This window comes from Gottfriedia solisilvae, assembly GCF_002128405.1.
Taxonomy (GTDB): domain Bacteria; phylum Bacillota; class Bacilli; order Bacillales; family Bacillaceae_G; genus Gottfriedia; species Gottfriedia solisilvae.
The window spans coordinates 682,290-708,370 of record NZ_NETJ01000001.1; the positions used below are offsets into that span (position 1 = coordinate 682,290).

Below are 26,081 nucleotides of genomic sequence, written 5' to 3' on the forward strand. Positions count from 1 at the left end.
CTAACGCATGGAGTCCTATACGAAGGTTTAATCCATGAACAGCTGCTTCTTTTCTTCTTTATTTAAACAAGTAAAAAATTTTTTATGAACTCTCAATTCCTTCTCTTTTTTTGGGAAGATTCTTTCAAACCAGGTTACTGCCATCGGAGTATGTTCTGGCTGTTCATTAATTTTATCCAAAAACCATTCATACTCTGCAATTACCTCATCATTAATTAGTGAAATGTCCATATTTCTGCATGTAAAATCAAGCACTGCTACGTCTTTTGCAGTTATACATTCATCTAATTTCTTTACTACTCCAATTTCAGACGGCATGCGTTCATCATTTAAAGAAACAAAGAAATATATATAATTTGGTAATCTAAATAATCCTTTTTTTGTATCTTTTTTATTTGCGATATATAGCCAATCGCCTTTATTAGCAAAACAATTAAATTCTTCTTCATTAATACCAATTAACATTTTTTCATATTTTTTCATAGGTCACCTCTTTAAATCTATATGTTTATTATAGCAATTTTAAATAATTCCTTATTGAGGTAATCTGCCAGTTAGCGCAAAAAAAGAGTCGCCAAAGGCAACTCTGGCAACTCTTGATCTTATTTAACTAACGCTCTCGTTAGTTCAAGAATGGGATTTAATATGTTGACCAGTTGTATATATTCCTACATTAGGTCCGATCATACAGTTATTACCAATAATTATTTCTGCCATATCTAAGTTTGTACAGTTTTAGCCAGCATAAAAATTATCTCCTGCGTGTATGTTTTCTCCTAAATCACAATGGAAATTATGCTCAATACTAGGATTCTCCTTTGACTCCATTTTAAATCTACTAACTTTTCGATAGTTCTCTACAATATTTCTATTATAAATTTTATTAATTTATTAAGAAGTTGCATAATTAAGAATAAGTAGTGCGATAAAAATGGTACTATATAAACCAACCTTTTGAATTCTAGTTCTTTTTTTAAACCATTTCCATCTTCTGCTTTCAAGATGAAACATTGAATAATCTATAACGCTTAACAATATCGCCCCAATTGCAAACTAATTTGAATCCACCTTATATAGAATTTGGTTAATTAATATATGCATATTCTAGTTGGATGAAACAATGAACTTGTGAACTATACTTGAAGGTCCAGACCAACGCCACAAACAGTAACAAAACAATAAAAATACCAAATTATAATACCTATATAGATGATTACAATGTAATGATCGGTACAGGTTATTTACATGTTTCTAATCCAACTAGAGCATTTGTAACTTGAACAAAGAGTACTAGTTTGGAATAAATGCTTCAATTTCATTTGACAAAATAGAAGTATCCCATGGATGCCAAAAATAAGTTTTCCCGTCAAATTGCATATCAAACTGATAAGCTATTGGTTCGCCTGTATATAAAATAATATCAAAATATGTAGGGTCACCTTTTGTTGTCTCGGGTATGAAATTTGGATTCTCTTTACTACTACTCAAAATTTTTAAGAAAGCATTTAATTTGTCTCTATCTTGTATCTCCATTATCATTTTCGAATTAGGTGCATAACCTTTATAGATTTCTATCGCATTCACTTTTTCAATTGGTACACTCTTAAAATGCCATCGATAGTCAGTTTTATCTCTTGCATAATAAACACTATATCCGTTGATTGCATTCTTGTCTTTTAATGCGAGTAAGTCAGAGTTTCCTTCAATTGAATAAATTTCTGTACCTTTCTCATGAAATGCAGCATCTCCGTTTTTGATCTTGTACCCCGAATTCGTGACATTGTCTGCTACTTTAAACTTTACTTCCCCTATTTTTTCACCAATGAACTGCTCATCAGCTAAAATACCCGAACGGATTCCTTCGTACTGTATACCATCCCATTTCACGAAGTCAATCCAATCAATGATTGCTTGACCACCTAATAGATTAGATCGACAACCTACTAATAGGAATAACAATAAGATAACTAATACTAAAAACTTATTTAATCGTCTCATCAGTACCCCCTCAATTTTAAAACTTTTCACATACCTTCATTTTATTATTCTTTATTACAGTTAATTAGTGTTTTTTCATAAAATAGATGTTAATGAAATGATTAACCTCTATTTGTTAATGCATGCTTTTACAAGATAAGTTAAACTTTCTTCCTTATTTTACACTCCTAATGAAGTTAACATTGAAATTGCAGCTTTTAAATCAATATCATCTTCTAAATGCTTCGGACTCCATGGAATATAAATATCTGGTTGAATCCCTATTCCTGACATTCCTTTCCCTTTTTCAATTCGTGATAGTCGGGAAGTAGGATACATTAATTCAAATTCGTTATTCCATTTCATACAAACTAAATTGGTATAATCGTTTAATCCTTTTGTTGGTCTTCCAATAACGGTTACCTTGCTAGATTGCTTGCAAATCTCTACAAAAGAGTCTCCTGAACTACCACACATACAATCTGTTAATATAACGATCTTATTGGGTGTTTTTTTCCCTTTGAAAATAGTGGTAGGAAAGAGTTCTTCAAAATTAAATTCTACAAAACCTTTTCCTTTATTTCTTTCCCATTCTTTCTTCATGACATTTAAAAATAATAGTGTTTGTTTATCTTGAGTATTTTCTATGTCTCTATCAAGTTCGATTAATTGGCGTACAGTGTTTTCATTCGTACAATTGAATAGCATCTTATCCTCTGGATCTTCCAGATTTATCCCTTCTTCAGGCATAATATAAGAAAGAAGTGGATAAAAACTTGCGTCACTACCTCCATAATTTGTTCGAACATCGATAATCCAATGCTCAGTTGATTCTAGTAAATTATCATTTTCATTTAACATGTTTGAAATTGCTTCAGGATCCATAAAATCTGTAATCGTCATTTTTAATATATTCTCTGATATTGACCTAACTGAATACGTAGGAGAATAAGGAGATTTATCATATAAGTAAAATTGAAAAAGGCTTTGATTACCATTTAAATCTTCTATTTCTCCATATTTATATAAAGAAAGGATGTGCGCCCAATTTTCCCGTTCGGCAGATTCATGGAACAACAATCTTTTATGTAATTCAACTAATTCAGGAACTGTTATGCCTTCTAAAGATTTGAAGAACATACCACATTTTAGCCTATTTTCACTACTAACTTCAGTCACATATAATCTATCATCATATCGACGCACTTGAAAACCAAGTTCTAATTTTCTAGTTTTAACTGAATCGTTCTGTAAGAAGTATACATGCTGATCCTTGAAATCTAATAAATAATCCTTAACAATCTCAGTAAACAATTCCTTTGTTAGTTTATTACTCACTTTTAAATCTTTTATTTTCTGTAAAAAGTAATTAGGGTTATCCCAGCCTTTTTTGTCTTTAAAACCAGAATAATCTTGATGCATAATTTGTACAATTTCTTTAAAAATAGATTCCATCTAATTCACCTCTTATACTTAAAACATTCTATTAGAAGAATTCTATTTTTATCCAAAATTTTCCTTTTTTGTTTAACTAACAGTATGCGCAATAAAAATTAGTTCAATCTACTAATTTAAAACTATAACTGTCATGTTTCGAACGAGGTATTTTAGAAATTGAAAAGTTTTTCTCGCCTATTTTTAATGTTTTTACAATTGTACGATTATCTACTGTTACTTTTAATTTCGATTTGACATTTGTTTCATTACTTACTATTAATAACAACTGATTTGAATCATCACTCTCAATATCAAGTACATAAGCTTCCAATGAACTATCTGAATTATTATCGTAATCTGATATTAAGTAGTTTCCTGATATTCTTTTCGTAAAATGAATGAAGCCAGGCTTATTTTTATAAAGATAAGGAACTATTCGATTCTTCTTTATATCTATAATTTTTAAAACTTCAATTTCTTCTTGATTCTTACCTCGCTCACTTAGTTGTATGGACTTTGTAATTGACTCTTTATCATTGCCATAAATATCAGCATCTGAATTTTGTGTCATAAATTGATAGGAATAGACACATACAATGATTAAACATAATATAATACCAATTTTTGCCTTTAACATATTAAAATCCCCAATTCTAAAAGATACAATTATAACCAAGTTATCATTTTTGAAATGGATTATATATGTTCATTTGAAAATGGAATATATTAACAAAGAGTGGTATCAGTTATTACTACTTATCTGAATAAATAAAAAAGAAACTTCATAATCCAAAGTTTCTTTTAATTTATTAAGAAGTTACATAATTCAGTACGATTAACACTATACAAACAGTACTATATAAACCAACCTTTTGAATTCTAGTTCTTTTTTTAAACCATTTCCATCTTCTGCTTTCAAGATGAAACATTGAATAATCTATAACGCTTAACAATATCGCCCCAATTGCAAACCAAGTTATATTTGACATCAAATTCTCCCCAAAAATTTTATATCAGTATACTTCTGTATAAATTTTCCAATCCCTTCTTACTAATAGTTGAATGTTGAATGTTTAAGAAGCATAATCTAAAAAACATTTGTCATAATTTTATATATCGAACCAAGTTAAAATAAAAAAGCCAAGGCAGAATGAAACTCCCATGGCTTACTTACAAGTTGGTAATATTTTATAAATTACTATTATTAGACTTAAATGTCTTCTAACATATTTTGTCCTTCTTTATTTTCATTAAAGGTAAGTACTTCATGAACTGGCTGATAGGATTCACCGTAAAAATGCGTGTCTCTGTATGTGTGAATCATGTTATATGTCTTTTTCATGGCTTTATAAATGAGATCCTCACTCTCATTATTAGGTGACCAATATAAGATTTCCATTGAATTTATTTCTTGTGTTGCGAGTGATCGTCTACTGTATCCTATAGATTGGGCGTGCTCAAATCCTTCTCTTTTATAAAAACGCAGTCTTTTTTCTGTATCAGTATCATCATAATTAACCGGCTCGACCTCTAAAATAATCGGTTTGCCTTTCTTTTTTAACTGATCAAGTAGTTTATTACCCAAGCCCTGTCCACGTGCATCCTTGGAAACAAATAAATAATCAATAAATACAAAATCATCAAGTTCCGCATACATAAGAACATGATGCGGGCCCTCGTCCTTATGATAAATATCTGACCGCTCTTTTAATAAAGTCTCCATATGCTCCCTTGATTTCATTTCTTCTATGGGAAAATATTGATTCAGTTTTTCATACCAATGCATTTGTTTTCTCCCTTTCTGCCTGCCTGAACGATTGTGCCATGTTTTAGAAAATTAAAAGTGATATTAATTAAACCTTTAAAGGAAGTATTTGAAGTATTTACCATTTTCATACCCGAAAGTTCTCATGCAAAAGGTGCATTTTTTGTTCTCGATTCATTTTTTAATATTTTATCCGCGATCATAATCCCACAAATCATCTCAAAGTGTTTCTGTTTAGTAGCCTGAATATATAATTACATAACCATTTAATAATAATGTAAACGATCGCAATGAAAATAAAAGTAATAATCAATCCAATTATTATTCCTACTACCGGAAGATTTTCAAAGATTCCATGATATACAACAAAATAACTATCGTGAAAACCAAAATCGTGGTTAGATTTTGGTTGAAATAGACTTAATACTAACTTAATGTTTATAAATAAAATAATGAGATGAACCATCAATGAAAATAGAATAGATTGAATAACTGTAGATTTTAACATATTTTTCCTCTTTTGGTTTTTTCACTAATTTTACCATTTTTATAATATTCTGTCAGATGAGACAAAAAAAAGAGTCACCTTTATGACTCACACGTATTAATCTCAACTATTTGAATTTCTCTATTTGTCTCCTACTACTAACTATTAAAACTACCTAATATCATAAAATCTACAAGAGCACCGCTCACTGGATTTTCTGATCCTAATACATTAATTCCTAAAACGGTAACACCACTAATATTCGTAACATTAGCAGAAACATATTTTCCAGAAACATTTTTCTCACGCATTTGAACTCTTGGTCTTGCGTTAATTGAAGGGTTTGTGGAATATACACTTGCTACTGCGTAATCGATCGTTGTTAATAATGGATTACCACTCGCTAATCCATTGTCTGTAAAATATAATGTCGCTACACCATTTGCGTCGGATGTAGCTTGTCCATAAATAATTCGCTTAACTTTTTTAGGATTTGATTCCCCTGCTTTCAACACCTGAAAAGAAGTCGGTGCCAGCGAAAATATTTCAATGCCCATAGCTACCCTCCCTATGTAACCATTGTATTCTTATGAAAGATTGTCCTAATCCACTAATATTCTATGTTTAGTTTATAAGTTTGTTACTTTAAAGTGCCTTGGTGGTTCCTTTTTAAACTAAAACGGCTACCATTAATTTCTGAAATAAACGCCATTTTTCAATTTTATTTCACACATCTTTATAAGTTTTTAACTCTCTATCTATGCTACTTTCCATTTAAGCATAAAAAAAAGGCTAGCATTGCTAACCTTCTTAGTTTTTTTAACCTATAATAATGGAATTAATTCTTTGGATAAAGAATCTCATCAATAATTCCATATTCTTTTGCTTCTTCTGCGCTCATGAAGTAGTCTCTATCTGTATCCTTGGCAACCTTTTCAACTGATTGACCTGTTCTGTCGGCAATGATTTGATTTAGATGCTCACGTAACTTTAATATTCGACGTGCAGATATTTCAATTTCTGTTGCTTGGCCTCTTGCCCCTCCTAGTGGTTGGTGAATCATGATTTCACTGTTTGGAAGAGCGTAACGTTTACCTTTCGTTCCTGCTAGCAAAAGCATTGCACCAAATGAGGCAGCCATTCCTGTACAAATTGTTTTAATTTCTGGCTTAATATATTGCATTGTATCATAAATGGCGAATCCTGCTGAGGTCGATCCACCAGGGCTATTTATATACAGAGAAATTTCTTTATCAGGATCATCAGCAGCTAAAAATAATAATTGCGCCACAACACTATTCGCAACATGGTCATTAATTTCATCGCCAATAATAATAATTCGATCTTTTAACAAACGGGAATAGATATCATATGAACGTTCACCACGACTAGAATTTTCAATAACATAAGGAATTGTACTCATTTATAAATCCTCCTTAAAAGCTTTAATTGGCTATGCTGCCATACAGAGAGTGCTTGAAGGAGTTTGAGTTCGACGTGCCTGGAAATTACGTAATAACATTTTAGGACTTTCTACAATACAATCTAATGAAGGAATAGCCTGGATGAGAACAGTAGGATCCTGAACTTCTAACGCTTCATGAAAAAGTTTATCCAGCTGTTCGCGGTCTTCAACATCCCAGAAATATTCAACAGAAAAGGATTGTTCTTCTTTATTTGTTTTTTCTAATCGCTTTTTTGCACGATGTAGGCTAGATTTTATTGCCATTTCTGATGTTTCTAAAATGTCCGCAATTTCCTTGAATCGATATTGAAATGCTTCTTTTAGAAAAAAGATTACTGCTTGTTTTGGCGTAAAATTCTGAAGTAGTAGATCCACACTATTCATTTTATCTACAATTTGATCATTTACTGCAGTTTGTGAATGTTCGATATCAGGACTAATTGTTTCATCTTTTCTTTTACGTAAAGTATCAATCCAATGATTGTAAGCAATTTTATTTAATAAAGCTGAAGTCATTTTTTCACGCTCATAATACTTTACTGCTTTAAAAAATGTTTCCTGTGCGATATCGTCACCATCCCATTCATTTTGAGCGAGAAAACGGCAATACCGCTGCAATTTTGGATAGTGTTCCATCCAATAATATTCCTCAGACCTTTCACCCTGAATTCCCTTTTCTATGCTGTGCAGGCCAAGCTTACTAGACATTCATGTTCACTCCTTTATCACACTCTCTATCCTATAAACGTATTAAGAAGGATAAAAAGATACGGGGTCAAAAAGTTTTTTTTATTTAATGTATGTAATTTATTTAAAAATTCTTCTATCATTATCTTTTGATTTATACTTTATAGCATACTAACAAGGAAAAAATAATTAGCAACTTATTGGAGTAGGCAGAATTAATATTAAATTATTCACCTTATTGACTCATTATAACACCGAATACTTTCCCTTTACTTTAATTAACTTTCAACTAAAAAAGCAACAACCCAAGAGAGTTGTTGCTTTTTTTTGAAAAATACTTAGTTTAATTGCGACGATCATCAAACCATCCGATTAAATGCTGCAAGCGTTCTAAGCGGTGTTTTGGTTTTCCAGAGCGAGAAAGATCATGATTTTCATCCGGGAAACGTACTAGTTTTGTTTCCACTCCTAGACGTTTTAGAGCAATATACCATTGTTCTGCTTGCTCCATTGGACAGCGTAAGTCTTGTTCACTGTGCATGATCAGGATCGGTGTTTTCACATTACGTGCATGATGAAGTGGTGATATCTCTAAAAGCTTAATCGCATCGTCCCATAAATCAGCATGTCCATGCTGCCATTCTGTGAAAAAGAAACCAATATCACTTGTGCCGTAGAAGCTATGCCAGTTACAAATACTGCGTTGCGTAACAGCTGCTTTAAAGCGATCTGTACGTGTAACAATGACGTTGGTCATGTATCCACCGTAACTGCCACCTGTCACAAATAAATTATCATGGTCGATGTAGTCATAGTTTTCTAAACCATAATCTAGACCCGCCATTATATCTTCATAATCCATGCCACCGTAATCACCGATAACAGCATTAACAAACTCATGGCCATAGCCTTGACTTCCTCTTGGGTTTGTATATAGTACTACATATCCTTTAGAGGCCATTAATTGCATTTCATGATGTAACCCATTTCCATAAGCTGTTGCGGGTCCCCCATGAATTTGGAGGATCAATGGATATTTTTTTCCTTCTTCAAAACCATATGGCTTCAGAATCCAGCCTTCAATTTCCTTATTATCTGTACTTTTGTATTGAAAATTTTCAGGAGAACTTAAAAAGACCTCGGCAAAAAGTTCTTGATTCCAATCAGTTAATTTACAAAATTTATTCATTTCATGTAAATCTTGAGTAACCAGGTCTCCTGGAGAATGAGGAGTAGCAAGAACAAGTAAAGCTTGGTCATCATTTACAATATCATAAGAAGTAACGACTGAATCATTTGGAGAAAGTGGAGACGAAACTTCACCATCCAAATTCACACTAAATAACTGACAATCTCCACCAACGGTTGCATTAAAGTAAATAGTATAGCTAGCCTGGTCCCAAATAAGTCGTTGCTCTGCTGTATCATACTTTGCATCAACACCAACAAGATTTCCAACTGTATAATCAAATGTTTCTGTTAAATTTGTCAATTCACCCGTCTCAATAGAAAACAGTAGAACATTCGCATTTCCCTGACTTCTTTCACCACGAGCATGCCCAACAACAGTTAGCCATTTGCCGTCTGGTGAAACTGTAGGTGCCATAATATATCCATTTGCTTGATAGAAGAGTGTCTCTTCTTTTGAGTCAATATCAAACTTCCAAATCGCAGGAAGGTAACCCCACTCTTTATCTTCTGCTTTCGTACCAATATAGAATACGCTTTTCCCATCAGGGGTAAAACGAGGTTGGGAAAAATCATGCTCCCCATCTGTAATCTTCCGATAAGACTTTGACCCGATATCAAATAAATACACATGCTTATGTTCATCACTATAAATACCAGCTCCATCACCTTTGTAACGAAGTCTAGTAATTACCTTTACATCACTTTTTTCTTCCTTCTTCTCTTCTTCGTTTGAAAGTTTGAATTCTCCATTGATCGTAAGTGCAAGCTGATTTCCATCTGGTGACCATGTAAAATCCCCAATTCCTTGCTTAACGTCTGTCAATTGGATTGCTTCACCACCATCAATATGTAAAAGCCAAACTTGATTTTTTCCAGTTCGATTAGAACGAAATGCAAGCTTTGATCCATCAGGTGACCACTTTGGTGATGTATCTTTTACTAAGCTTTCTTTTATATAATGAGAAGTAAACTTTCTACCTTCCCCGTTTAAATCAGTTATGTAGATAAAAGAGTAGTACCCATCTTTTTCTTGATCAACATGTGTTAAAACATAGGCAATCTTGTCTTTCTTTGGGGATAATTGGGGATCTCCAACAAATTTAAATTTACATAAATCCTCTGCGGTAATTGGACGTTTTGACATTCTACTTTCCTCCTTATTTAGGAATATACAAGTCTATCTTAGCATTTTGAAAATTGAAGTAAAGTCATTTTTCTGTATTTTCTAAATTAAAAGAATATTTATATCTTTAGATAGTATTAAAGATAAATAATTTAAATTCCTCTCCATAATATCCCGTTATATATGTTTTAAAATTGTTCACCTGTCATAACAGTCATGAATTCTTTATAGAATTTCTCGTAATTGTAACTAACCGCAATTCTATGTTTAGGACGATTTCCGAATGTATCCGGATTTGTCGTAACTCGAAAGTCGCCGATACTTTGTCCTCTATTTTCTTCAACAGTGTTAACTAATACCGAAGAAGAGAAATATGAAAAAATATCATCTCGCTTGATTCCAATCATCGTTAAAGCATCATGGACAGGACTTCCTTTTATACCAGGTACCATTTTTTGATAAAATTGATAATAATAATAATCTAGTAAAGTCTTTAAAAACTTAGTTTTACCTTTTGAATGAATATAATTGACCATTTCAGGTGTAACAATAGCAGTTTGGGTTACATTTAATGGATAAATAGTTAGATTTTGTGCATATTTCATCACTATATTGGCAGCAATTGGATCCCCATAAAAATTAGCTTCTGCTATTGGCGTAACATTGCCTGGATACAGAAAAGCACCACCCATAATATAATAAGAATGGACATTTTTCATTGTTTCTTCATATAAGAGAAATAATGTTGCCAATGACGTTAATCTTCCAGTATTTACAATGATAATTTCATTTTTGTATTGCTCAATCAACTCAAGGATATCAAAGAAATTCTCGAACTTTGTAATCCCCAATTGTGGTTGAATTGGGCCTAGGCCAAATTGTCCGTGAACTTCCGGATAAAAGGTTGCTCCCTTTGCTGTCATTGGTTTATCAGCGCCACCAAATACTTTTATATGTTCTTTCCCAACGCTTTTCAGTAAAAAACGAACATTTCGAACCGTTTCCTCTTTTGGAACATTTCCGTAGTCTGCAACAATTCCAATTACCTCGATTTCCTCTGTCAGATGGGCATAAGTCAATGCGACCGTATCATCTATGCCAAAATCTCCAAAGTATAATACCCTTTTTACCATCATAATTCTCCTTTATCATTACCCCTATTAAAGGGAGTTAATATCATATAAGGAAGTATAGGTATGTTTTACTTTCTCATTATCTATAAATATACTTTCGTTGCGTATTAAACAGAACAGATCACTTTTCGAATCCTGCAATTATTTAAAAGGTTGAACTTCCTTAATTCTGCACACTTATGTACTCAGGACTTGTGCCACATATTTTTGGTATCATTTCTTTCAATTCTCCTATTAGATCATTTTTGTATTAACATGCAGAATAGTTAAAAAAGAAATGATAAAATATATGTAAATAAAATAGTTAATAGTTTAGAAAGGTGTGCAAAACGATGGATTTTGAAATGGTTATGCAGGAATTGGAGACGCTCGGTAAAGAACGCACGAAAAAAACTTACATAAGTAATGGAGCACATGAGCCACTTTTTGGAGTAGCTACCGGCGCAATGAAGCCACTTTCAAAAAAAATAAAGAAAAACCAGCCTTTAGCTGATCAGCTTTACGCTACTGGGAATTACGATGCCATGTATTTTGCGGGAGTCATTGCAGATCCTATGATCATGACAGAAGCAGATTTTGAGCGATGGATTGATACCGCATATTTCTATATGCTATCAGACTATGTAGTTGCTGTAACCTTAGCAGAAACTGATATTGCTCAAGAAGTTGCAGATAAATGGATTGCAAGCGGAGAAGAACTAAAAATGTCAGCGGGTTGGAGCTGTTACTGTTGGCTATTAGGTAATCGCCCCGACACGGAATTCAGCGCTAGTAAGATTTCAGATATGCTTGATTTAGTTAAAAACACGATTCTCGATTCTCCTGATCGAACAAAATCGGCAATGAACAATTTTGTTTACACTGTCGCTATTTCATATATACCACAACATGATAAAGCAGTAGAAACCGCTATGGAAATCGGACCAATCGAAATCAAGCGTGAAAAGAAAAAGAACGGCATCCTCCATGCTTCTCAAAATATTCAAAAGGATCTAGATAGAGGTTTGAAGGGTTTTAAACGTAAACATGTAAGATGTTAGGATATAAGGGTATGAAACTAACTCTTGAATGAGTTATATAATGTCTTAGGAGCTGTGAAAACAGCTCCCTATTTACGTTTTGGATGTGGTTGATAAATGATTATTTTCTATTCTTATAAAGAAATAACTAATTAAATAGCTCAGACTGGTGATTCCAAATATAGCAAATATTCCAGGTGTCATCGCAAAATAGAAACTAATGGTGATCGACCAAATAAAAGATAATAACATGAAACTTTTCTTGGAAGTTAAAGATGCATAAATCATTAAGCAGGCAGGAAGAAACAACGAAAAAAGCGTGCTTATATTTACACCTATTTCTTTAACATTTGAGTAAGGATTAAAACAGTTTAGAATGACCCATAAGATCATACTGATCAAACCTGATAATACCCCTAAGATAACGGAAGGTTTTATTATTTTGGTCCCCCTTTTATCATTTTTGTATTTCGATTATTATTTATAATCTATTTTGTAAAGGAATATCCAAATGTTTTATGTATTTGTTTGCTTCAACTTCTTGATATACTCTGATAAAATTGACCTCGAATGTCGGATAAGGACTTAATTCTCTAACTGCATTATCACCAATATCTTTTAATTCCTTACTTGTTAATCCAAAGTTTGTTTGTCCTAATGTAAGATGTGGTACATAATCCTCTAACTCCATATACTTTTTAATTAAATTATGTTCTGGAGCAACTACGTTCACAATTTCTCGGTGCAATTCATCAATATTTTCTGAATCAACACTTAAATAAAGCACACTCTCTCCAAAGTATTTTGGTTCATTTAATGATACGTGAAATGATGAAAAACTTTTACTTACTATTTTCACTTTGGTTAACCAATCTTTGTCTGAGGTTAATCCACCTTGAGCCTTTACTGTAATATGTGGCTCAACAACATTGAAAAGATCATTATTTCCCCATTGTTGTTGGAATTTTAGTATTCTTTTCTTTATGTCTTCTGGAGGTACGATACCAATAAAATACTGCATATTTCTTTCCCCTTTTATATTACTCGTTCATCAGCAGATGATAATTTTCATCATTCGGTTTAAATGGACTTTCATTCAAGATAAAGAAAAATAAATCTTTTATCTCATCTGCTGATTGGATGACAGCTTCTTTCGTTGTATTTTTTGGATAAGTACCCAAAAATGTGTTAATAAAATTCGACTCTAATGTTTCATAAGCTTTAAACTGATGGAGTTTTTTTTCTTCATTGAAAGCTTGGACTATTAGTGTAAGCTTTCTCATTTCCTCGAGCATCTGCAATGCATAGATTATGTTATTCCTTTTTATCTCGATGTTACATTTCTTTCGAAAGTACAAAAATTTGAATGCAATGTCATTATCAATTGTATATTTTATGGATTTTCCTATAAACTGGCGGTGTTCATCCATCATTTTTCTTTCCACCTGACCTGATCGGTCAAAAACAATTTTCCACAAGGGTGATTTCACATTTAAATCGTTTGTTGCTAAAACTGAAACATTTAATTCAAGTCCATTTTTTAGAAAAGCAATTAGCAAATATATTCCTTCTTGAAGTGTTACCTCTTTAATAAAAAATGAACCTAGCTCTTCAAGAGTCTGAATAATAATTTCTTTTGCACTTTCTACAGCAACTGCTGTTGAGACCATTAAATCTATATCAGAATACTTGTCTCTATATCCAGTCACACCTGAACCTAATTGGATGATTCCCTCTATTGAGACTGACTGTTTTAGCTTGTTTACTAAACTGATAAAATACAATTCTCTTTCTTCTGAACTATACATTTCCCACCACTTCTTTTCATATTAAATGATCACCAAAAATATATTACTATTTTAATTCTATTGATTTCATAAAAATCCTTCCCTCTTAAATCACTCAGCCAAACAACAAAAAAGGAGCTGAATATTTTTTCAGCTCCTACAATATCTTTTTTCAACAAATAAATAATGCAATATATAAATTCTTATATGTTCATGAATGAGATATTCACTGTATAAATTAGGATAATTTTTAATTTCTTCTTCTAGAAACTTATATTCGTCGAAAGTATCGAAAAAGGATTTATTCAACAACTCGAATAAATTTTTTTGATAAATTTCTTTAGTCTTTCCTTTAACAATATAATAGAAACTAGCATTGATCGTCATCCAATAAGAACTCAAATCGAAATTAAGAGTATCATCCTCTAAGAAGTAATCATAAAAATAATTATATAATTTTTGGGCATCTCGATAAGGAAAGGGATTATTAAGTTTCTTTCCTAATATTAATATTTCATTCATAATAAACGATTGTTTTTCGGTCATTACTAGTTTTAAAAAATTATGGAGGTATCTACCCAGACCAATAGATAATTTCTCACTTCTCATATTTTTAAGTGGATCTAAATGATCAATACTTTGCCATTTCCATGTCGTCAAATTTACATCACCATATGTATTTTTTATTTAATTATAACATTTCTTTCTTAACTGTCAGTAATACATATCAACTCTTTTAAACTATTTTAATTTGATAATAATGAAGAAGAGCATGTTTTAATAAAGATTCATAAAACCTGCCCTTCTATTATTTAACTTTTATAAATATTATTCTATTAATAATTTACTTTTTCTCTGTCGTTAAAGGTTCGACTTCATGTCCAGTTTTTAAATCAATCACTTTCGTAGAATTAGAAGGTACTGGAATTGATTTGCTATTTGGTGGTTGTTTTTTCTTTTCTACCCATTCTTCAAGTAAATCAAATGATTGATAAACATAAGGGAGAAGTGGTTGTAGCTCTTTCTTTTGGTCGGTAGCTGCGTTCCAAACAAGACTGTCAACGTGGTTGGCTTTTTCAATCGTATAAAGACGATGATTTTTGGCTTTTCCTGATTCCTTTACCAATTTTTCATATGGTGTTGCATGGACTGATGGGAAAATAAGTGTATCAAGTGAACCAGTTAAGCTAATTAAAGGTACATTAATATCTCCAGTATTTTCGATTTTCTTTACGTTTTCTTTCACTGATGATGGACGAGATTGATAGTTATAGTCATTAAAAATCCAATCATATTGACGGTCTCTAAGGCCGTTTGTAAAGTTCAAATAATTTTTCCATGGTATACGATTTTCTGCACTCGGGTCAAACTCATCACGATAAATGTTTAATGTAATAAACCAATAAATTTGATCATGATAATTCCATAGTTGCTCAGAGCCTTTCGGTAATCCAGAATTATACATTTCTTGAATTGCCTCTTCTTTTTCAGTACCTGTTCCATATAATGCTTTTTCTGCATTATTTACGACTGGTGTTAAGGAACTTATTAAATTAGGTTCATTCGCTCTCCATAGAACGCCTTCCCAATCGATTCCTCCATCATACAAAGCTGGTTCTCCGGTTTTCTTTTTCCCATCATTTTCAAGAGCGTAACGAACTACATATCCACCGTTTGAAATTCCCATCGCATACGTTGGTACTTTATGTTTTTTGTGAACGAGTTTACTTGCTGGATTACGCTTATCATTTTTATCAATTAGTTTGTCTGCGTGATTTTCAATTAAATATTTTTGAGCAGCTTTTGTCACTTCTCGGAATCTTTTATTCCATTCTGCAACACTATCTTCTTCATCCCATAATGCATTTTTAGATTTTGCTAATGAATCTAATGGGTCAACTTCACCTTGTGTTCCCTTATCTGAAGCTGCAAATGCATATCCTTTTGCTAGGACATAATCACTAAATAATAAATCTGTTGCGGTTTCACTTCGAGTTGCTGGGATCCCTGAAACAACCAATTTCCCATTCCAATTTTCAGGAACGCGAATTAAAAACTTTGAATCTTCAAACATACCATTAATTTGTGTGCCCTTTACTTCTGCAGGTTTATACATTTTATACCAACCAGTTCCCGCATCTTTATTTCCCCAGTTATATGGCGTTAATCCCATGTTTCCAAACTCAATCGCTGCATTATATTGAATTGGATTTTTTGTTGTAAGCCAATTGCCACTTACACCATCAAACTGCGTAACTTTCACATCATGTGCTCCTGGAATAATAGTTCTTGATGTTGCAGAATAAGCCTTCTCATTAAAAAAACTTACAGATGGACTTGTCAATAATAGAATCGAAGCAGCTCCTAAAATCAATAATCTCTTTTTCATCTCTATCATTCTCCCTTATAAAAATGAATCTAGTCCTATCTAACTTTTCTATATTTTAGAATCATTACCTTCATCAATCAGTAATTAGATAAAAATTGAGTCTTTATTACTAAGAACCTTTTACAGAAAAAAAGCTGCACGAAAGCAGCTTTTTTTCTGAAATGAAAGAATAGGTTATAATTAAATTTGGATTTAGTAAAATTATTACATTTGAATATACAAGTCTTTTTCTATTTGATCATATTCCTTAATAATTAAGTTAATCAACTCTTTACAGTCAGATAATTCTGAATATTTAACGAACAACTGTTCCACAGTATGATCCTTAAGGTAACTTTGTAATTCAATCGCTTCATGATCATCGTTATTTTTATATGACAATGCAACAGCAATTACTTTAGCTAAATATTTAGGTTGTATACCAAACTCCATTAACTCTCTTGCTGGTTTTATAAAACGGTCATTTGCTCCTAATTTACGAATTGGTGAACGTGCTACACGAGTTACTTCATCTGAAATGTATTCGTTTTCGAATCTATTTAATATTTTTTCAATGTATAAATTGTGTTCTTCGGGATCGAAATGATATTTCTTTACTAATAATGCACCAGTTTCTTTCATGATTTGCCTAACTATTTGTCTAATATTTTCATTAGCTATGGCGTCTTTAATTGTTTGTATACCATAATAATTTCCTAGATAGGCAGTTGCTGCGTGACCTGTATTAACAGTGAATAGCTTTCTTTCAATATACGGTAGTAAATCATCTACATAAGTTACCCCATTAATCGCTGGAAGATCACCTTTCATTTTCGACTTTTCGATAACCCACTCATAAAACGGTTCCACTGCAACTAATAATGCATCTTCATGGCTTTGAATTGGAACGATTCTATCTACGGCTGCATCTGGAAAATAAACTGATTGGTCAGTTTTTACTTTCTGAGAAAATGTCATATATGCGTACACTTCATCTCTTAAATAACTGCTGCCACCTATCATATTTTCACATGCAATAATATTTAAAGGTTTTTCTAGATTCGTCTCTCTCTCTATTAATCCATCAGCAATTAGCTTTGCTATTCTTGGAAGGATTGTGGGTCCTACCGCTGTAGTGACAATATCAGCTTTGGCGATTATTTTTGTCACTTCTTGAGGATCTTTAAGACTATTAATCCCTCTTACATTCGTAATCTTTATTTTTTCTTGCGTGCGATCCGCTAACATGACTGTGTAAGATTTCTTCTTATTTAGTTCGTTAATAATTTCCTCATTTACATCAACAAAACAAATCTCATAACCTGCATTGTGCAATAATTGACCGATAAAACCTCTACCAATATTTCCAGCACCAAAGTGTACTGCTAACATCTTACTCCACCTCACTAAACATGTTGATTAGTTCTTCTTTTGATGAAGCAGCAATTAACTTATGGACATTTTCTTCCTCTGAACAAAGAATCGCGATTTGAGATAATAAATCAAGATGTTCATTGTTTTTACCAGCTATTCCAAAAACAACTTTTACAATATTTCCATTCCCAAATTCTACTCCATTTGGAATTTGTAGGACGGATATTCCTGATGTAATAACTTCTTCCTTTGATTCCTCTGTACCGTGGGGAATCGCAATATAATTCCCCATATAAGTTGTTAAGGATTGTTCTCTTTCAATCATCTTTTCAATGTAGGTTTCTTCAACGTACCCGTTTTTTACTAAAACACTACCAGCTAATCGGATTGCCTCTTCACTAGTTTTTGCTTCTACATTCAATAAAATATTATCTGTTGGTAATACGGTCTGGATCATCAAAATCCCTCAATTCTTAAATTTTTTTCTGTAAGTTTTCATATAATGCTTTGCTTAGAGTTTCATAAATATCACTATAGTTATTTGACGAAAATATTTTTATTGATTTTTCATCTTCAATAATTGCTGAACTGATTGTACTTAGCACCTCTAATTGCCCCATTTGTAAATCTACTGGAGCGAGTAATAATAACAATGAATTGATTTTAACTGTTGACTGATCCATTGCTTTTACAACCATTGATTCATTAAGTTGAAAGGACAAGAATACTGGTTTCATCACATATTCAGATCGACAATGATATAAAGCTATACCTGTTCCAGGTATTCCAAGTCCACCTTTCTTTTCTCTCTCCATTAGTTCATTAGATACCTCAAAATAATCACCGATTAATCCTCTCATATTAACTTGCTTGCAAACTTCTAATAATAAAATCGATGACGTTGGAATAAACGGTAAAGAAATCGTTTCAAAGGTATTCAAAATGTGAAGCACAGTTTCTGTATATTGATGTACTAGTTCCATCTTTTGTTTTATTGTTTCTGTGGTTTCCTGTATTCTTGGTTTTTGATGCTTTTTATGTTGAATTTTCTTTAATAAAGCTGCTTCAGTCGTTAGAGAACTACGTTTTATTTCTTCACGAATTTGTTCTACTTCTACCTTTGTTAATAAAGGATTTACTGTAATATAGTTTTTTGAAAAACCAGGCATATCAACAGTCGATAAAATAATATCGTATTGTTCCAATTGAATATTCTTTAAGTTTGCTAATGATGATACGTCAATGTCTGTTATTTCTTTAATCTCTTTTTTTATTCGACTTGCTAACATTTTAGATGAACCGATTCCACTAGAGCATAATACTAGCGCTCTAACCTCTTTACTATTTTCATAGACTACATGCGATGATCCAAAGTGCAATACTAGATAAGCAATTTCTTCTGTTGGGAAAGAAACCGCTGGAAATGCTATTATTAACCCTTCTTGAATGAGGTTAAATAGGACAGGATAATCCTTTTGAATTTGAGTTGCTAAAGGATTGTTAGCTTCTAATTTTTTTTGAATACGATAAATAGCTGGTTCAATATGCGTTATTAGCCCTTCAAATAAAGCAGAGTCTTTCTCGAAGTCTATATCAAGCTGTTTCGATACATACTGTATTAACTTTTTTGAACCCGCTACAATCTCTGTATCACTTTCCTCTAACCAATCATTTTTCTCATGGCGTAGCCTTGCACCTAACAAATGCATCGTAATATAGCCTTTTTCTGCAACTGGAATATGAATTTTAAACACTTCTTCTAATTCAGTAGCAATCTGACCGGCAATAAGAAATTCTTTAGACATTTTCAACTCTTCTAGTACTTCTTTGTCTATTTCAATGACTTCGCCTTGAATAATTCTTTCAATGGCTAATGATAAATGGATTGTAAAAGTCATAAATGCATTGTCAGCTAAAGAGTATGGCAATCGTTGTTCAATATCACGAATCATTTTTCCAATCATAGTGAGTTTTTCAAGTTTAATAATTTCTAATAGTTCATTTGATAGTCTATTACTCGACTCAAACTCATCTTCTACTACAGCTAGAAACTCATATTCATTTAATTGCTGTGCGATAAGATGGCCAAATGCCTTTCTTTTTCTTCTTTCAGATCCTTGTAAGGCAATACCGTAACCTTTTTTTCTAATAAGATTTAACTCGAACTCCTTTAACCATTCTTCCACTCTATTCAGATCATTACTAACTGTAGCAACAGTGACATGTAAATCATTTGCCAATGAACTTAATTTAATAGATTCTGGTTCTTTCAATAAGGAACAGAGAATTAATTCCTGTCTTTCTTTTTGCGTAAATTCTTGTCCGCTTTTCAAGATTGTAATTTGAAGCTCATTTTTCTGCTCTTGAGTTCCCTCTATCGTCATTCCAATTCCCGATATTTTCTTAAAATGAAGATGATGAGCTTCAACAATCTTTTCAATTCCTTTTAATTCTCGATGTACGGTACGACTACTTACATGTATCTGCTCTGCAATCTCATGAACGTTGATTCCATTCGGATTCTCTAATATCAAATGAATGATTTCTCTTTCTCTAGCTGATATATACATACATACATACCTCTATTAATCTTTTTTTTATTTATTTTATCAAAGAATTCACCAACTCATCATACTTTGGACTGTTCAAGAAGTTTTCTACTGATATATGAACTGCATTTGGAACCTTAGTTTTTGCTCGATCTGTTAAATCTTTATGCGTTATAACAATATCTACATCATTTGGTAGATTATTGATTGCTACATTCGTAACTTCTACATCTAATCCAACTGTTTTTACTTTTTTGCGTAAAATGGATGCCCCCATTGCACTAGAGCCCATTCCAGCATCACAGGCAAAAATAATTTTCTTTACTTCTTTATCAACAACAAGAGAGCTTGCTACTTCTTTTTCAATTTGTACAAGATTAGATACTTTGCTTCCTTTCCCCTTTAAGTCCCTTGTCTTTTGAGCCGCAACTTCTAAATCTTCATCTGATACAGCTGACTTAGATGATTTTAAAATGACTGCAGAAATGATAAATGAAACGGCCGCTGCTGCAATCACACCTGCAAGGATTGGCAAGTATCCACCTTTTGGAGCCATTGCTAGTATTGCAATCATACTACCAGGAGAGGCTGCTGCTACTAGACCTGCACCTAAAATGTTAAATGTAAATGTACCTGCCACACCACCTGCAATTACTGATAAAAGTAAGATTGGCTTCATTAGAATGTATGGGAAATAAATCTCATGAATTCCGCCTAAAAAATGAATAATAACTGCACCAGGTGCTGTTTGTTTTGCAGTACCTTTGCCAAATATCGTATATGCTAATAAAACACCTAACCCTGGTCCTGGATTTGCTTCTAGTAAGAATAAGAGAGATTTTCCAACAGATTTTGCTTGTTCGAGACCAATTGGGCTTAAAATTCCATGATTAATTGCATTATTTAAAAATAAAATTTTTGCTGGTTCAATAAATATATTCGCTAATGGAATGACATTTGCTTTTACCATGAAATCTACACCATTAGCTAATAATTCTGTAAGAGATGACACAACAGGATTTACACCTATTAAACCAATGATTGCTAAAATTGCTCCTAAAATACCTGCTGAGAAGTTATTCACTAACATCTCAAATCCTGACTTAACTTTTCCTTGGATCACTTGGTCAAACTTTTTGATACACAATCCACCAAGAGGTCCCATAACCATTGCCCCTAAGAACATAGGCATTTCTGCACCGACAATTACACCCATTGTTGCGATAGCCCCAACAACTCCACCTCGAATATCGTGGACCATTCTTCCACCAGTAAAACCAATCAATAATGGTAATAAATAAGTAATCATTGGACCAACTAATTCTGCTAATTTTTCATTCGGTATCCAGCCTGTTGGAATAAACATTGCTGTAATTAATCCCCATGCTATGAATGCCCCTATATTTGGCATTACCATACCACTTAAAAAACTACCGAATCTTTGAATTTTTACTTTTATGTTATTTCCTTTTTCTAAACTCAATTTTTTCCCCCCATTCATCTTTATAGTTAAATATTAAAACGCTTACAGTAACAAAACAATGAAATGAATATTGGTATTTGTCACGAACTATTGTGACAAAATTAAAAAGTGTGTGATAATTTTATATATTTCATCCATATTCAACAAGAAAAAAGAAACAGGCATTGTCACATAACAACACCTGTTTCCTCATTATTTTTAAATGATCTTGATTACAAATTTTGAACGTCTTTCATTTGTAAAGCTTCATCATTCTTTTTAATCAATCGTAGTTTAGACAAAAAGTCTGGTATCGCAATCAGTGCCGGTACGAATATTGGCAAGAATACCAAGCACAGCGCTGCAATCCCGACGATTACGGCTGTTCCTAATTCAATTAATAGTGACAAACCTGAAGGTATAAGCGTAGCAAACGTACCTGCAAGAATAATTCCTGCAGAGATTACTACTCCGCCGATATGTTTGGAAGCTTCCACAATAGCATCCTTAGGAGAAAGATCAGGATATTCTTGGTATCTCATCATAAGGAAGATACTATAATCTACTCCCATAGCGACAATAATGATGAATGCGAAAAATGGAGCAAATGAAGAAATGCCATCTAATTTAAGCACATCATATACAACAAAGTTCATTGCATTCATCCCTATATAATAAGACCCGATTAATGATCCAACAATATAAAGTGGAATCCAAATATTTCTGATGACTAAAACAAGTACTAGAAATACACTTATTAATATAATGACTTTCGTACGGTCTAAATCACTTTTCAGAACCTTATTCATATCATTTGTATTCGAACTTGGACCTCCAGTTCCAAATTTTGCATCAGATAGAACTGTTCCTTTTAGACCAGATGATAATGTATTGTTTATCTTCTCTATCGTTTTTAGTGCATTTGCAGAATAAGGATCGTCATTTAAAACAACTGTAATTTTTGCGATCTTTCTGTCTTGAGACATGTAATTGTCCATTGATTTCTTAAAATCACTATTCGTTAATGCGTCTTTCGGTATAAAAAACGTTTTATAGTCTGTTAATTGCGTCAAGTAGTTGTTCGTCTTACCAAGTCCCTCTGCAATATCATCAAGTCCGTTACCGCTTTTATCGATTCCACCTTTAAGCTGACCCATTCCACCAGAAAGCTTTGATAAACCGTCATTAAGCTGTTGCTGACCATTTTTTATTTTTCCGACGCCGGAATTCAATTGTGCCATACTAGAGATGATCGTTTTCTGTCCAGCACTACCTTGCTTTAACCCAACTGAAAGTGATGCTGCACCTTTTTGCAACTCATCCAACCCACTTACCATCTGTTTTTGAGCTGAGGCTAGTTGTTTTAATCCAACATTTGCTTTCTTAAAATTAGCATTTAATGTGTCGTAGTTTTTTCCTAACTCCACAATTCCGCCATTAATCTGAGCTAACCCAGTGGCAAGCGAGGTACCAGATTCTTTAAGTGTTAAATATTGATCATCAGAAGCTAATTGATCTGGATACTTTTCACCAAGTACATCGATTAATTGATTCATTCCTCCAAGGCTCTGTTGTAACATTGGTAGCTGTTGCTCGATACCTTGATATCCATCTCTTAATTTTGTATAACCACTTTGAAGACTCGACAGCCCATTTGCAACCTCATTCGTTTTACTGCTAATTGTATCAATGCCTACTTTTACTTTGCCAATGCCATCACTAATCCCAGCAGCACCATCTGCCCCCTGTACGATTCCATTATCAATTTTTGTTAGTCCTTCGCTAATACTACCAAGTCCTGTTTGAATTCCTCCAGTCCCCTTTACAAGATCATTCACACTTGAGAAGTCAGGTGTTGTTAAACTAGAGCTCATCTGGTTTAGCCCATTACTAATTTTGTTCACACCATCTTTTGTAGCATCCATTCCATTTGTAACAGCTTCTGTTTGACTGCTAATATAAAAATCTTCAATTTGCTCAGCAGTTGGTTGCGTTACACTGGATACTTTTTTAACACCTTTTATGTCTTTAACTTCTTCTGTAAGATTGTCAATTACCGCTAAATACTCATTTGAATCCATTGGATTTTTACTTTCAATTGCAATTGTGGTTGGCATTGCCTGACCTTTATCAAAATGCTCCGCTACAATATTAAATCCTTTTGAAGCTGGCGTCGAATCACCTAATTCCTTCAAAGTATCAAATGTTAGTTTTTGAGAATTAAACAGTATTGAAGGTACCGTAATAGCAAGAATCACTAGTGTTGCAAGCACAGGATATTTGACAGAAACCGTCGTTAGTTTAGCCCACAGTTTATTCTCTCCATGACCCGAAGCACCTTTTGATGGCCAAAATAGTTTATTACCAAGTACTTTCATCAATATTGGCGTAAACGTTAATATTTCTAAAAGGAAAATAGCCGTTCCAATTGCAACAACTGTACCTGATTGATAGATTGAAAACTTTGCAAAGCTTAAACTTACAAAGGCAATAAAAACTGTAAGAATACTATAAAAAATTGTTTTACCTGCTGTTTTAAACGTATTAACGATGGAATCATCAACTGAATAGCCTTTACTTAATTCCTCTTTAAATCGATTAAATAGTAATATATTATAATCCGTTCCAACACCAAATAATATTAAAATAAGGAGTAGTTGTGTAAGACTTGTTATTGGAAAATGAAGCTTCTCAATCAGCTGCGCAGCAATTCCCATCGAACACAGATAAGATATACCAACTGCAAGTAAAGATACTAATGGAGTCACAATTGAACGGAACATAATGATTAATACAACAAGAATAAAGATAATCGTTAATGCTCCACTCTTATCTACTCCTGCGATCGATACTTTTGTATAATCATCATTAATAAAATCTTCCCCTGTTAGATAATAAGTGACTTTTACTTTTTCTAGCTTATTATTAAATTCTTTTTTTATTTCATCTATGTCTCTTCCATTTATATTAAGCTTGAAAGATACTAATAAAGTAGTTCCATCTTTTGAGATTAGAGAGCTTTTCGCATCAGGTATATTAAATGGATCAATAATCTCATCGACCCCAAGCTCTTCCTTATTGTTTTGAATCGCTTTAATTCCTGATTCAATCTGATTCATGTCTTCTGTTGATAATTTATTTTTGTCGTAGAAGACAATTAACTCATTATTCCCCTTAACCGTACTCATTTTATTTAAAATTGAGTTCGCAATTTTGGAAGGGTTGTCATTACTTAACTCCCCTTGCCCTCTTTGTCTAAGAATTTCATTTATATCTGGTTGAAAAACTGTTAATAAAACTGTTGAAACAATCCAAATTGAAAATATAATCCAACGGAATTTTAAAATCTTTCTCATTTGAAGCCTCCTGTTTTAATAAATTAGTAAATTTCTATTTTGCTTTCTGTTTAAAAATGAACATTTGTTCACCAATAGGTAAAATGAGTTATAAATTTTAGGTATATGAATTCGTACTTTAGTAATGGTTAAACAAACAAATCAACACAATAATGAACATTTGTTCACTAATAGACAAAGAATAGTCACATCAAAAGATGTGAGATATTTCTTCAAATCGCTTTTCAATATCCGTAAAAATGATATGTATTAATTGGTCAACTAAGATACTAATTCTAACTCCGTCTTCCTGAGTCCTTAATAATGTATATACTCCTTCAAGTAATGTCGTCGAAAGAACATAGCAAATAAAGGGATCCTTAACCTCAATATCTCTTTCTTTAAGCTGCTGCATTAACTCCTTTTGAAGAATGATATGTATGACTGAGATCATCTCTTCTTTAAAGTTTTCAAACTTTGAGCCTTTACTCTTATCAAAGAGAATTAAAAGTTCTTTATTTTTCACTTTAAATATATCTAAAATGACATCTTTAATATCTATTACTGTACAGATTGGATTAATACTACTATCAATGGAATCTTTAAGCGTCAGTAGCACATCATTATAAACTGGTTCTACTAAAGAATTAAAAAGGTCTTCTTTATTCTTAAAATATTTGTATATAGTACCTAAAGCAATGCCTGCATTGCTTGCGATACTTCTAATGGAAGCTCCGAGATATCCTTGTTCCTTAAACTCCTCCAAAGCTGCAGCAATAATTCGATTCTTAATATCTTCTTTTAAGATTTGCATTCGTGAACCTCCGTTCATTTTTGAGGATATCATTGAAACAAAATTTTGTAAATTCTTTTTTTATTATTTTTAAAAGTAATTTTATTTATCTATTTTCGATTGAGTTTT

At 32.5% G+C, this 26,081-nt stretch carries 22 protein-coding genes; 1 reads left to right on the plus strand and 21 read right to left on the minus strand.

The features are described from left to right. Window positions 1-27 precede the first annotated feature (27 nt). The 11 genes from CAB05_RS03390 to CAB05_RS03450 form a co-directional block, all read right to left on the minus strand. Window positions 28-483, minus strand: a complete 456-nt coding sequence (locus CAB05_RS03390) for a hypothetical protein (RefSeq protein ID WP_087998397.1) — start codon at window positions 481-483, stop codon at window positions 28-30. A gap of 807 nt (window positions 484-1,290) precedes the next feature. Further along, window positions 1,291-1,998 carry a hypothetical protein gene (locus CAB05_RS03400; RefSeq protein WP_087998398.1) on the minus strand — a complete coding sequence of 236 codons (708 nt, stop codon included), beginning with the start codon at window positions 1,996-1,998 and terminating at the stop codon, window positions 1,291-1,293. A gap of 159 nt (window positions 1,999-2,157) precedes the next feature. Further along, window positions 2,158-3,432 carry a S41 family peptidase gene (locus tag CAB05_RS03405; RefSeq protein WP_087998399.1) on the minus strand — a complete coding sequence of 425 codons (1,275 nt, stop codon included), beginning with the start codon at window positions 3,430-3,432 and terminating at the stop codon, window positions 2,158-2,160. 103 nt (window positions 3,433-3,535) lie between these two features. Next, on the minus strand, window positions 3,536-4,051 hold the full coding sequence (locus CAB05_RS03410; RefSeq protein ID WP_087998400.1) for a hypothetical protein: 516 nt from the start codon (window positions 4,049-4,051) through the stop codon (window positions 3,536-3,538). A 172-nt stretch (window positions 4,052-4,223) separates the two neighbouring features. Beyond that, window positions 4,224-4,403 (minus strand): hypothetical protein, encoded by a 180-nt coding sequence (locus CAB05_RS03415; protein ID WP_087998401.1) that lies wholly within the window; start codon window positions 4,401-4,403, stop codon window positions 4,224-4,226. 221 nt (window positions 4,404-4,624) lie between these two features. Beyond that, window positions 4,625-5,200 (minus strand): GNAT family N-acetyltransferase, encoded by a 576-nt coding sequence (locus CAB05_RS03420; protein WP_087998402.1) that lies wholly within the window; start codon window positions 5,198-5,200, stop codon window positions 4,625-4,627. A 624-nt stretch (window positions 5,201-5,824) separates the two neighbouring features. Next, on the minus strand, window positions 5,825-6,223 hold the full coding sequence (locus CAB05_RS03430) for a hypothetical protein (protein WP_087998404.1): 399 nt from the start codon (window positions 6,221-6,223) through the stop codon (window positions 5,825-5,827). 281 nt (window positions 6,224-6,504) lie between these two features. After that, window positions 6,505-7,089 (minus strand): ATP-dependent Clp endopeptidase proteolytic subunit ClpP, encoded by a 585-nt coding sequence (gene clpP, locus CAB05_RS03435; RefSeq protein WP_087998405.1) that lies wholly within the window; start codon window positions 7,087-7,089, stop codon window positions 6,505-6,507. Between the two features lie 30 nt (window positions 7,090-7,119). Continuing rightward, the gene (locus CAB05_RS03440; RefSeq protein WP_087998406.1) at window positions 7,120-7,839 is read right to left on the minus strand and encodes a sigma-70 family RNA polymerase sigma factor; all 720 of its coding nucleotides are present in this window, start codon (window positions 7,837-7,839) and stop codon (window positions 7,120-7,122) included. Between the two features lie 322 nt (window positions 7,840-8,161). Then, window positions 8,162-10,153, minus strand: a complete 1,992-nt coding sequence (locus CAB05_RS03445; RefSeq protein ID WP_087998407.1) for a S9 family peptidase — start codon at window positions 10,151-10,153, stop codon at window positions 8,162-8,164. 167 nt (window positions 10,154-10,320) lie between these two features. Beyond that, on the minus strand, window positions 10,321-11,265 hold the full coding sequence (locus CAB05_RS03450; protein ID WP_087998408.1) for a nucleoside hydrolase: 945 nt from the start codon (window positions 11,263-11,265) through the stop codon (window positions 10,321-10,323). Window positions 11,266-11,597: 332 nt separating this feature from the next. Here CAB05_RS03450 and CAB05_RS03455 point away from each other — a divergent pair, with 332 nt between their 5' ends. After that, window positions 11,598-12,305 (plus strand): DNA alkylation repair protein, encoded by a 708-nt coding sequence (locus tag CAB05_RS03455; protein WP_087998409.1) that lies wholly within the window; start codon window positions 11,598-11,600, stop codon window positions 12,303-12,305. Between the two features lie 460 nt (window positions 12,306-12,765). On the opposite strand, the gene CAB05_RS03460 is transcribed toward CAB05_RS03455, so the two are convergent. The 10 genes from CAB05_RS03460 to CAB05_RS03505 form a co-directional block, all read right to left on the minus strand. After that, entirely contained in the window at window positions 12,766-13,305 is a 540-nt protein-coding gene (locus tag CAB05_RS03460) for a 2'-5' RNA ligase family protein (RefSeq protein ID WP_087998410.1), read from the minus strand. 19 nt (window positions 13,306-13,324) lie between these two features. Next, on the minus strand, window positions 13,325-14,092 hold the full coding sequence (locus tag CAB05_RS03465) for a hypothetical protein (RefSeq protein ID WP_087998411.1): 768 nt from the start codon (window positions 14,090-14,092) through the stop codon (window positions 13,325-13,327). 129 nt (window positions 14,093-14,221) lie between these two features. Continuing rightward, entirely contained in the window at window positions 14,222-14,731 is a 510-nt protein-coding gene (locus CAB05_RS03470) for a YxiJ family protein (protein ID WP_087998412.1), read from the minus strand. Between the two features lie 184 nt (window positions 14,732-14,915). Next, on the minus strand, window positions 14,916-16,460 hold the full coding sequence (locus CAB05_RS03475) for an alpha/beta hydrolase (RefSeq protein WP_371870378.1): 1,545 nt from the start codon (window positions 16,458-16,460) through the stop codon (window positions 14,916-14,918). Between the two features lie 204 nt (window positions 16,461-16,664). After that, window positions 16,665-17,831: a mannitol-1-phosphate 5-dehydrogenase gene (locus tag CAB05_RS03480; protein ID WP_087998413.1), complete on the minus strand. Its 1,167-nt coding sequence runs from the start codon at window positions 17,829-17,831 to the stop codon at window positions 16,665-16,667. Between the two features lies 1 nt (window position 17,832). Then, on the minus strand, window positions 17,833-18,270 hold the full coding sequence (locus tag CAB05_RS03485) for a PTS mannitol transporter subunit IIA (protein WP_087998414.1): 438 nt from the start codon (window positions 18,268-18,270) through the stop codon (window positions 17,833-17,835). 16 nt (window positions 18,271-18,286) lie between these two features. Continuing rightward, entirely contained in the window at window positions 18,287-20,383 is a 2,097-nt protein-coding gene (locus tag CAB05_RS03490) for a BglG family transcription antiterminator (RefSeq protein ID WP_087998415.1), read from the minus strand. A gap of 31 nt (window positions 20,384-20,414) precedes the next feature. Then, entirely contained in the window at window positions 20,415-21,779 is a 1,365-nt protein-coding gene (locus tag CAB05_RS03495; RefSeq protein WP_235821363.1) for a PTS mannitol transporter subunit IIBC, read from the minus strand. A 278-nt stretch (window positions 21,780-22,057) separates the two neighbouring features. After that, a complete protein-coding gene (locus CAB05_RS03500) occupies window positions 22,058-25,180 on the minus strand; it encodes an MMPL family transporter (RefSeq protein WP_087998417.1) in 3,123 nt (1,040 codons plus the stop codon). Window positions 25,181-25,370: 190 nt separating this feature from the next. Next, window positions 25,371-25,973: a TetR/AcrR family transcriptional regulator gene (locus CAB05_RS03505; RefSeq protein ID WP_158093167.1), complete on the minus strand. Its 603-nt coding sequence runs from the start codon at window positions 25,971-25,973 to the stop codon at window positions 25,371-25,373. Window positions 25,974-26,081: the final 108 nt, after the last annotated feature.

Bases quoted from the DNA above. Each gene is read 5' to 3' on its own strand.
- CAB05_RS03390 (WP_087998397.1), bottom strand. From the start codon at position 483: ATGAAAAAATATGAAAAAATGTTAATTGGTATTAATGAAGAAGAATTT.
- CAB05_RS03400 (WP_087998398.1), bottom strand. From the start codon at position 1,998: ATGAGACGATTAAATAAGTTTTTAGTATTAGTTATCTTATTGTTATTC.
- CAB05_RS03405 (WP_087998399.1), bottom strand. From the start codon at position 3,432: ATGGAATCTATTTTTAAAGAAATTGTACAAATTATGCATCAAGATTAT.
- CAB05_RS03410 (WP_087998400.1), bottom strand. From the start codon at position 4,051: ATGTTAAAGGCAAAAATTGGTATTATATTATGTTTAATCATTGTATGT.
- CAB05_RS03415 (WP_087998401.1), bottom strand. From the start codon at position 4,403: ATGTCAAATATAACTTGGTTTGCAATTGGGGCGATATTGTTAAGCGTT.
- CAB05_RS03420 (WP_087998402.1), bottom strand. From the start codon at position 5,200: ATGCATTGGTATGAAAAACTGAATCAATATTTTCCCATAGAAGAAATG.
- CAB05_RS03430 (WP_087998404.1), bottom strand. From the start codon at position 6,223: ATGGGCATTGAAATATTTTCGCTGGCACCGACTTCTTTTCAGGTGTTG.
- clpP (WP_087998405.1), bottom strand. From the start codon at position 7,089: ATGAGTACAATTCCTTATGTTATTGAAAATTCTAGTCGTGGTGAACGT.
- CAB05_RS03440 (WP_087998406.1), bottom strand. From the start codon at position 7,839: ATGTCTAGTAAGCTTGGCCTGCACAGCATAGAAAAGGGAATTCAGGGT.
- CAB05_RS03445 (WP_087998407.1), bottom strand. From the start codon at position 10,153: ATGTCAAAACGTCCAATTACCGCAGAGGATTTATGTAAATTTAAATTT.
- CAB05_RS03450 (WP_087998408.1), bottom strand. From the start codon at position 11,265: ATGGTAAAAAGGGTATTATACTTTGGAGATTTTGGCATAGATGATACG.
- CAB05_RS03455 (WP_087998409.1), top strand. From the start codon at position 11,598: ATGGATTTTGAAATGGTTATGCAGGAATTGGAGACGCTCGGTAAAGAA.
- CAB05_RS03460 (WP_087998410.1), bottom strand. From the start codon at position 13,305: ATGCAGTATTTTATTGGTATCGTACCTCCAGAAGACATAAAGAAAAGA.
- CAB05_RS03465 (WP_087998411.1), bottom strand. From the start codon at position 14,092: ATGTATAGTTCAGAAGAAAGAGAATTGTATTTTATCAGTTTAGTAAAC.
- CAB05_RS03475 (WP_371870378.1), bottom strand. From the start codon at position 16,460: ATGAAAAAGAGATTATTGATTTTAGGAGCTGCTTCGATTCTATTATTG.
- CAB05_RS03480 (WP_087998413.1), bottom strand. From the start codon at position 17,831: ATGTTAGCAGTACACTTTGGTGCTGGAAATATTGGTAGAGGTTTTATC.
- CAB05_RS03485 (WP_087998414.1), bottom strand. From the start codon at position 18,270: ATGATCCAGACCGTATTACCAACAGATAATATTTTATTGAATGTAGAA.
- CAB05_RS03490 (WP_087998415.1), bottom strand. From the start codon at position 20,383: ATGTATATATCAGCTAGAGAAAGAGAAATCATTCATTTGATATTAGAG.
- CAB05_RS03495 (WP_235821363.1), bottom strand. From the start codon at position 21,779: ATGGTAATGCCAAATATAGGGGCATTCATAGCATGGGGATTAATTACA.
- CAB05_RS03500 (WP_087998417.1), bottom strand. From the start codon at position 25,180: ATGAGAAAGATTTTAAAATTCCGTTGGATTATATTTTCAATTTGGATT.
- CAB05_RS03505 (WP_158093167.1), bottom strand. From the start codon at position 25,973: ATGCAAATCTTAAAAGAAGATATTAAGAATCGAATTATTGCTGCAGCT.